Source organism: Streptomyces sparsogenes, assembly GCF_001704635.1.
GTDB lineage: Bacteria > Actinomycetota > Actinomycetes > Streptomycetales > Streptomycetaceae > Streptomyces > Streptomyces sparsogenes.
Genome location: NZ_MAXF01000044.1, coordinates 1 through 6,607, shown reverse-complemented (window position 1 = coordinate 6,607; position 6,607 = coordinate 1). Strand labels below are relative to the sequence as shown.

Sequence of the window (6,607 nt, the reverse complement as noted above, 5' to 3'; positions counted from 1 at the left end):
GCGCCGGGCGGTGGGGAGTCCGTTCAGACGCGCTGGGCGGCGGGGGCGTGGCCCAGGGGGCCGGGCGGGGGCGGGCCGGCGGAGAGTTCCTTGGCCGCTTCGGTGAGGTCCTTGGCCGTGTCGATGGCGCGCCAGTACGCGCCGTGGGGGAGGGGGAACCCGGCCAGGCGGCGCTCGCGGGCCAGGCGGGGGAAGGTGGTGCGCTCGTGGTCGCCGCGGTCGGGGAGGAGCGCGGTGAAGTCGGCGGAGAAGACGTAGACGCCGGCGTTGATGAGGTAGGGCGACGGCGGGGCCTCGATGAAGTCGAGGACGTGGCCGAACTCGTCGGTCTCCACCGCGCCCCAGGGGATGCGCGGGCGGGCCAGGGCGAGGGTGGCGACCGCGTCCCGCTCGCGGTGGAAGTCGGCCATGTCGCGGAGCGAGAAGCGGGTCCAGATGTCGCCGTTGGTCGCGTACCAGGAGCGGTCGGGGTGGGGGAGCTGCGCGGCGGCGAACTTGAGGCCGCCGCCGCGGCCGAGCGGCTCCTTCTCGACGACCGTGGTCACCCGCAGCGGGAGGTCCGCCGACTCCAGCCAGTCCTGGAGCACCGCCGCGAGGTGCCCGCAGGAGACGACGGCGTCGGTGACGCCCTCGGCAGCCAGCCAGGCCAGCTGGTGGCCGATGATCGGGGTGCCGGTGCCGGGGATCTCGACCATGGGCTTGGGGCGGTCGTCGGTGTACGGGCGCAGCCGCGAACCCTGGCCTCCGGCCAGGACGACGGCTTGGGTGGGGCGGGCGGGCAGCGGGTGCCGTGCCGCGGTGCGGGCGTCATCTGTCATGGGCCGCACGATATGCGGTGCCGTGGTGGGGGGCGCGAGCCGCGGTCAGCCGCGGTCAGCCGCGGCTCTGGGCAACGCCGGTCGCGAAGGAGGTGTCGCAGACCGGGCGGGAGTAGGCCTGGGCACGGTCCGCCCCGCCGTACTTGGCGACCGCGGCGCGGCCGAGCGCGCGGGCGATGGAGGCGCAGTGCCTGGCCAGCGAGGGCCGCTCGGAGGTGGCGACCTGGAGGTGGGTGAGGGCCACGCCCGGGTCCTTCTCCTGGAGTTCGGCGAGCAGCCGGTCGCGCAGGGCCTCGTGCGGGGCGCGGTGGGCGGCGCGGGTGGAGGCCTTGTCGGAGGAGGCGGTGAGGATCTGGGACTCGGACGTCGGGGAGGCCCACGGGACGCGGGTGACGGCGAGTGTTCCGGAGAGGACGAGGACGACGGGGAGGACGAGGGCGAGAGTTCTGCCGATGCGGCGTGCTGCGGTGTTCAAGGGACGTTCCTCGCGGTTCGTGGCCGTGCTCGACGGTCGGTAGGGGACTGCGGTACGCGGTGATCGTAGCGAGGAGCGATGATTTGGCGACATTTAGTCACCGTTTCGGGGGATCCGGAGCCCGAGGGGGCGGGGTGTGCATTGACGAGTTGGGTGAAATGTCTGTTTTTGATGGGGAATTTGTCTGCCGGGGTATTTGTCGACAGGGAAACAGACGGCGCCGCCCCTCCGTCTGTGACGGAGGGGCGGCGCCGTAGGGGCGTCTCGGTCAGTCGCTCAGGCGCTCGCCGGAGGACGTCGAGAAGACGTGGGTCTCGCCCGGGCGCGGGACGACGTGGAGCGTGGCGCCCTTCTCCGGGACGGAGCGGCTGTTGACGCGGACCACGAGGTCCTTCGTCTCGCCGCCGACCTCGACGGTGCCGTAGACGTAGCCGTCGGCGCCGGTCTCCTCGACGACGTTCACGGAGACGGCGAGGCCGGCCGGGGCGTCCTTGCTCTCCTTGGCCAGGGTCTTGGCGGCGGCGCCGCCCTCCTCGACGACGTCGAAGTGCTCGGGGCGGACGCCGACGGTGACCGTGCGGTCGCCCCTGTCCGCCGCCGCGCTGAGCGCCTCGCGGCTGACCGGGACGACGCTGTTGCCGAACTTCACTCCGCCGTCGGTGATCGGCACCTCGATCAGGTTCATCGCCGGGGAGCCGATGAAGCCCGCGACGAAGAGGTTGGCCGGCTTGTCGTACATGTTGCGCGGCGAGTCGACCTGCTGGAGCAGCCCGTCCTTGAGCACGGCCACCCGGTCGCCCATGGTCATGGCCTCGACCTGGTCGTGGGTGACGTACACGGTGGTGATGCCCAGCCGGCGCTGGAGGCTGGCGATCTGGGTGCGGGTCTGCACACGGAGCTTGGCGTCCAGGTTGGACAGCGGCTCGTCCATGAGGAAGACCTGCGGCTCACGCACGATCGCGCGGCCCATCGCGACACGCTGCCGCTGACCACCGGAGAGCGCCTTGGGCTTGCGGTCCAGGTACTCGGTGAGGTCCAGGATCTTGGCGGCCTCTTCGACCTTCTGCCGGATCTCGGTCTTGTTGACGCCGGCGATCTTCAGGGCGAAGCCCATGTTCTGCGCCACGGTCATGTGCGGGTACAGCGCGTAGTTCTGGAACACCATCGCGATGTCCCGGTCCTTGGGCGGGAGGTGGGTGACATCGCGGTCGCCGATGCGGATCGCGCCGCCGTTGACGTCCTCGAGGCCGGCGAGCATCCGCAGGGAGGTGGACTTGCCGCAGCCGGAGGGGCCGACGAGGACGAGGAACTCGCCGTCCTCGATGGCGATGTCGAGCTGGTCGACGGCGGGCTTTTCGGTGCCCGGGTAGATCCGGGTCGCCTTGTCGTACGTGACCGTGGCCATGCTGATCTGGTCCCTTCACCGGCAGGAACGTGCCGGACGATCCGAGTAAAAGGCAGGGGTCTAGTCCACTAACGTGGGCTGGCCGCGAACTTACCTGGGGGTGGGGCTCCCTGTCTCTACCTGAGCGGACCAAACTTTGGGCGAGCGGAGAATTTCGAACGGATCACCCCCGCGGCGTGGGTACACTGCTGGGGACGCGCCGACTTAGCTCAGCTGGTAGAGCACCGCTCTTGTAAAGCGAAGGTCGTCGGTTCGAGCCCGACAGTCGGCTCCGCGGCGCAGCGGCCCTTCGTGGCGAATCACGGAGGGCCGTTCGTCTCGCTTCGTACACGCCCCCGTACGCCCGGTGCCCGCCGCGGCTGTCAACAAATTGCCAGCGCCACCTCCGGGTGATTGCCCACCGTTGCCTTCCGGGTGCGCTGCGCGTTCGAACCGGGCTCGCTGGGGGGTGAGTTTCCGGGTCGGTGTGCAGCTTGTTGACAATCCCACGGGTGTCGCGTGGTGGCGTTAAGCAGAAGCGGCCCAAGAGGGGCCCATTTTGCTTGATCTTTACCAACTGTAGTGCGTTGACTGGCTTGCTGAGGGCGAACTAACCTCGCGCCGCAGGGGCTTGTACGGCCTTTCCGAGCACAATCCACCCACTGGACGAGGGCTTCTTGGTGTGCGGAAGAAGTGGCTACTCGCGCGTCAGGAAACCGGTGGTAACGGTGCGCGGAAGTTCGTGGTGCCGAAGTTCGTGATTCTGATCGGCGGCCGTTTCATTGCGGGTTCAATTACGGGCGGCCGCCGACCGTCATCGCGGCCGTTCTCGGGGACCTGGGACGGTCGGCAGCAACCGACGGGTATGCGACGACGGGTCGCGTGCCGCATGGGGGAGTCATGGCTGAACTGTCCAGTACGAAGGAAGAGCCGGCGCCCGTACTCGGCGTCCCGGCGCAGTGCCCGCCGATGGTGCTGGCCACCGACGGCCCCGCGGTCAGACAGGCCATCGGGCAGCTCCTGACGCGCGCCCGGCACAGCGTCAGTCTGATCGTGCCCGGCACCTTCGAGCGGGCCAAACCGATCCTGCCGCTGATGGGCCGGTTCACCGCCGTCGCGGGCACCGGGGTCACCGTGCGCGTGCTCTGCGCCCCGCAGGTCCTGGCCCCGCTCGGCATCCTCGCCGCCGCGCGGCGCGGCCCGCTGGGCTACGAGGTGCGGGTCGCGGACGTCGATCTGCAGGGGACCGTGATCGCCGACGGCAGGGCCGCCTTCGGCCGGTCGGGCGGCGAGCGGGGCGGCCGTTACGCGACCTTCAACACCGACCCGGCCTCCGTCCGCGCGCTGGACCTGATGTTCGCCGGGGCCTGGGGCAGCGCGATGCCCCTGGAGGAACACCAGCGCCTGGCCGAGCGGCTGCGCTCGGAGTCCGTACGGATGATCCTGGAGCGGCTGCGCGAGGGTCACACGGACGACGTGGCGGCGCGCCAGATCAGGGTCTCGCTGCGCACGTACCGCCGCCATGTCGCGGCGATCATGCGTGACGTCGGGGCCCACTCCCGCTTCCAGGCCGGGGTGCGCGCCGTCGAACTGGGGCTGTTGTCGGACGTCGACTGACGTGACCGGGCACGAGGAGGGCGACGCCGAAAACGAGCGGGCCGACCAGGCCATCGCCCGGGAACTCCTGGCGGTCCGCGCGCTCATAGAATCCACGGCCGTTTCCGCGGCAGCCGAATCGACGGCAGCTGAATCGTCGGCGGTCGAATCGACGGCAGCTGAATCGACGGCCGCGGAATCGACGACAGCTGAATCGACGGCCGCCGAATCCAGAGCCGGTGATTCCGCCTCCGCCGAATCCGCCGCCGGCCAGGAGCCCGGGCGACCGCTGGGGAACTCCTGGGTCGCGGCGGTCGAAACGGACGAGGAGGAAATTCGAACAGCGGCCGAAGAGCTGATCCGGGAGGCCGAGGAGAATGTCGACGTGGTGCTCGCGGCCGAGGCCGCGCACGTCGTCGCCCTGCATTCCGTACTGAGCGAATGGCTCCGTTCCGGGGGCGAGGACGTGAGAACGCGTGTCCTGTGCGCGCAGAACACACTCGACTGGAATTTCGTGCGGCGGCACGCCCGGGACGGACGGCCGCTGGAGGTCCGGGTCGCCCGGATTCCGCTCCTCGCCGCGTTCATCGTGGACGGGCGCGCCGCGCTGGTGTGCGCCGACTCCGCGGTCGGCCGGCGGGCCTCCGCCATCCGCGACCCGGGGGTCATCGAGACCTTGCAGACCCTCTTCGACGGCATCTGGCGCAACGCGGTGGTGGTGAACGAGAGGGTCGACTTCGGGGATCACGCCCGGATGGAGATGGTGCGGCCGATCCTGGAATGGCTCAGGCTGGGCGTCACCGACGAGGTCGCGGCGCGCGAGCTGTCGGTCTCGGTGCGCACCTACCGCCGCTATGTCGCCGAGATCATGGCCCTGCTGGGCGCGAGTTCCCGGTTCCAGGCCGGGGTACGCGCCGCTGAGCTGGGGCTACTGCCGGTCACACCGCCGGGCGACGCCCCCCGGGACCCGCCGCGGGACCCCCCGCGCCACCGGCGCTGAGCCGGTGGCGGGGCGGGGGGTGGCCGTGGCCGGTTGAGGTGCTGGCAGCTTCCTGTAGCCGCATTGCGGGTGCTCCGGGCCGACGACTAGACATGATGAACTGACCTGACAAAAGCCCGTGGTTGCGGACGGTCCTGGCGCATGGGAGTGACCGGCCCGACAAGGAGGCACTCTTATGACCATCTCAACTGCCGAAAAGGTGCTGACGAGTCACCGGAAGGCGACTCGCCGGAATGCGGCCCCGGAAAGGGCCTCGCAAGACCGGACTCCCCAAGGCCAGTCTCCCCAAGGCCGGGCCCCTCGCGACCGGACCCCTCAAGGCCAGTCTCCCCAAGGCCGGGCCCCTCACGACCGGACCCCTCGCGACCGGTCCTCGGAGGGCCGGTCTCACCAGGGCCCGTCTCCTGAAGGCCGGACCTCCTCTGAGACGTTGCTGAGCGGGGTCGGGGTGCTCGACAAGGCCTCGCTCCTGCTCGGCGTCCTGGAGGCGGGCCCGGCGTCCCTGGCCAGGCTGGTCTCGGCGACCGGGCTGAAGCGCCCCACCGTGCACCGGCTGGTGCTCGCCCTGGAGCGGCTGCGGCTGCTCGCCCGGGACGCGCAGGGCCGGTTCATCCTGGGGCCGAGGCTCGGGCTGATGGCCATCGAGGCCTGCCGGGACCATCTGGCGACGGCGGCGGAGCCCGTGCTGAGCGAGCTGCGCGACCTGACCGGCGCCAGCGCCCGGCTCTACCGGCGCCGCGGCTACATGCGCATCTGCGTCGCGGAGTCCGCGGTGGCCGGCAACCCGGTCGCGCAGGACCGGGTGCCGGTCGGCGCCGCCCTGCCGATGAACGCGGGCCCCGTCTCCCAAGTGCTGCTGGCCTGGGAGCGGCCCGAGGAGCTGTACGAGGGGCTGCGCGGCGCCCAGTTCACCGCCGCCACCCTCTCCGGCGTACGGCGCCAGGGCTGGGCGCAGAGCATCGGCGGGCGGGAGCACGGGATAGCCGCCGTGGCGGCCCCGGTGCGCGGCCCCGGCGGCCGGGTGGTGGCCGCGCTGTCGATCTCCGGGCCCGTGGGGCGGATGTCCAGCACCCCGGGCCGGGTCTACGGCAGCGCGGTGATCGACGCGGCGGTCCGGCTCGGCAGCGGGTTCCAGCGCTGACCGGGCTGACGGGGCTGACGGAGCCGACAGGCTGAGAGGGCTGTGGGCGGGTCGCCGCGTGGCCGCGGGCGGGGGGCGGCACAGGTGGTGGCGCAGTGGGCGGCACGGGTGGCGGTCGGCTCAGAGCCGACGCGGGGCGGTGGGCTCGGGCTGTCGCGGGGCGGTGTGGGGGTGGTGGGCTCGGTCGCGGGGC

General features: G+C 71.5%; 6 protein-coding genes and 1 tRNA gene. 4 read left to right on the top strand and 3 right to left on the bottom strand.

The window, feature by feature from the left end; all coding sequences use genetic code 11:
- Positions 1 to 23 precede the first annotated feature (23 nt).
- The 3 genes from BBH68_RS10625 to BBH68_RS10615 all read right to left on the bottom strand — a co-directional run bounded on the left by BBH68_RS10625 (position 24) and on the right by BBH68_RS10615 (position 2,698).
- A complete protein-coding gene (locus BBH68_RS10625) occupies positions 24 to 818 on the bottom strand; it encodes a nucleotidyltransferase family protein (protein ID WP_065961073.1) in 795 nt (264 codons plus the stop codon).
- Between the two features lie 55 nt (positions 819 to 873).
- A complete protein-coding gene (locus BBH68_RS42730; RefSeq protein ID WP_065961070.1) occupies positions 874 to 1,293 on the bottom strand; it encodes a hypothetical protein in 420 nt (139 codons plus the stop codon).
- 268 nt (positions 1,294 to 1,561) lie between these two features.
- Positions 1,562 to 2,698: an ABC transporter ATP-binding protein gene (locus tag BBH68_RS10615; RefSeq protein ID WP_065961068.1), complete on the bottom strand. Its 1,137-nt coding sequence runs from the start codon at positions 2,696 to 2,698 to the stop codon at positions 1,562 to 1,564.
- Positions 2,699 to 2,896: 198 nt separating this feature from the next.
- On the opposite strand from BBH68_RS10615, the gene BBH68_RS10610 reads away from it, so the two are divergent.
- From BBH68_RS10610 to BBH68_RS10595, 4 genes are all read left to right on the top strand, one after another.
- A tRNA-Thr gene (locus tag BBH68_RS10610) sits at positions 2,897 to 2,969 on the top strand.
- 608 nt (positions 2,970 to 3,577) lie between these two features.
- Entirely contained in the window at positions 3,578 to 4,294 is a 717-nt protein-coding gene (locus BBH68_RS10605) for a helix-turn-helix domain-containing protein (protein WP_065961067.1), read from the top strand.
- Position 4,295: 1 nt separating this feature from the next.
- Complete coding sequence (locus BBH68_RS10600) at positions 4,296 to 5,273, top strand: helix-turn-helix domain-containing protein (RefSeq protein ID WP_065961065.1); 978 nt, start codon at positions 4,296 to 4,298, stop codon at positions 5,271 to 5,273.
- Positions 5,274 to 5,703: 430 nt separating this feature from the next.
- Entirely contained in the window at positions 5,704 to 6,414 is a 711-nt protein-coding gene (locus BBH68_RS10595; RefSeq protein ID WP_065961064.1) for an IclR family transcriptional regulator, read from the top strand.
- The last annotated feature ends 193 nt before the right edge of the window (positions 6,415 to 6,607 follow it).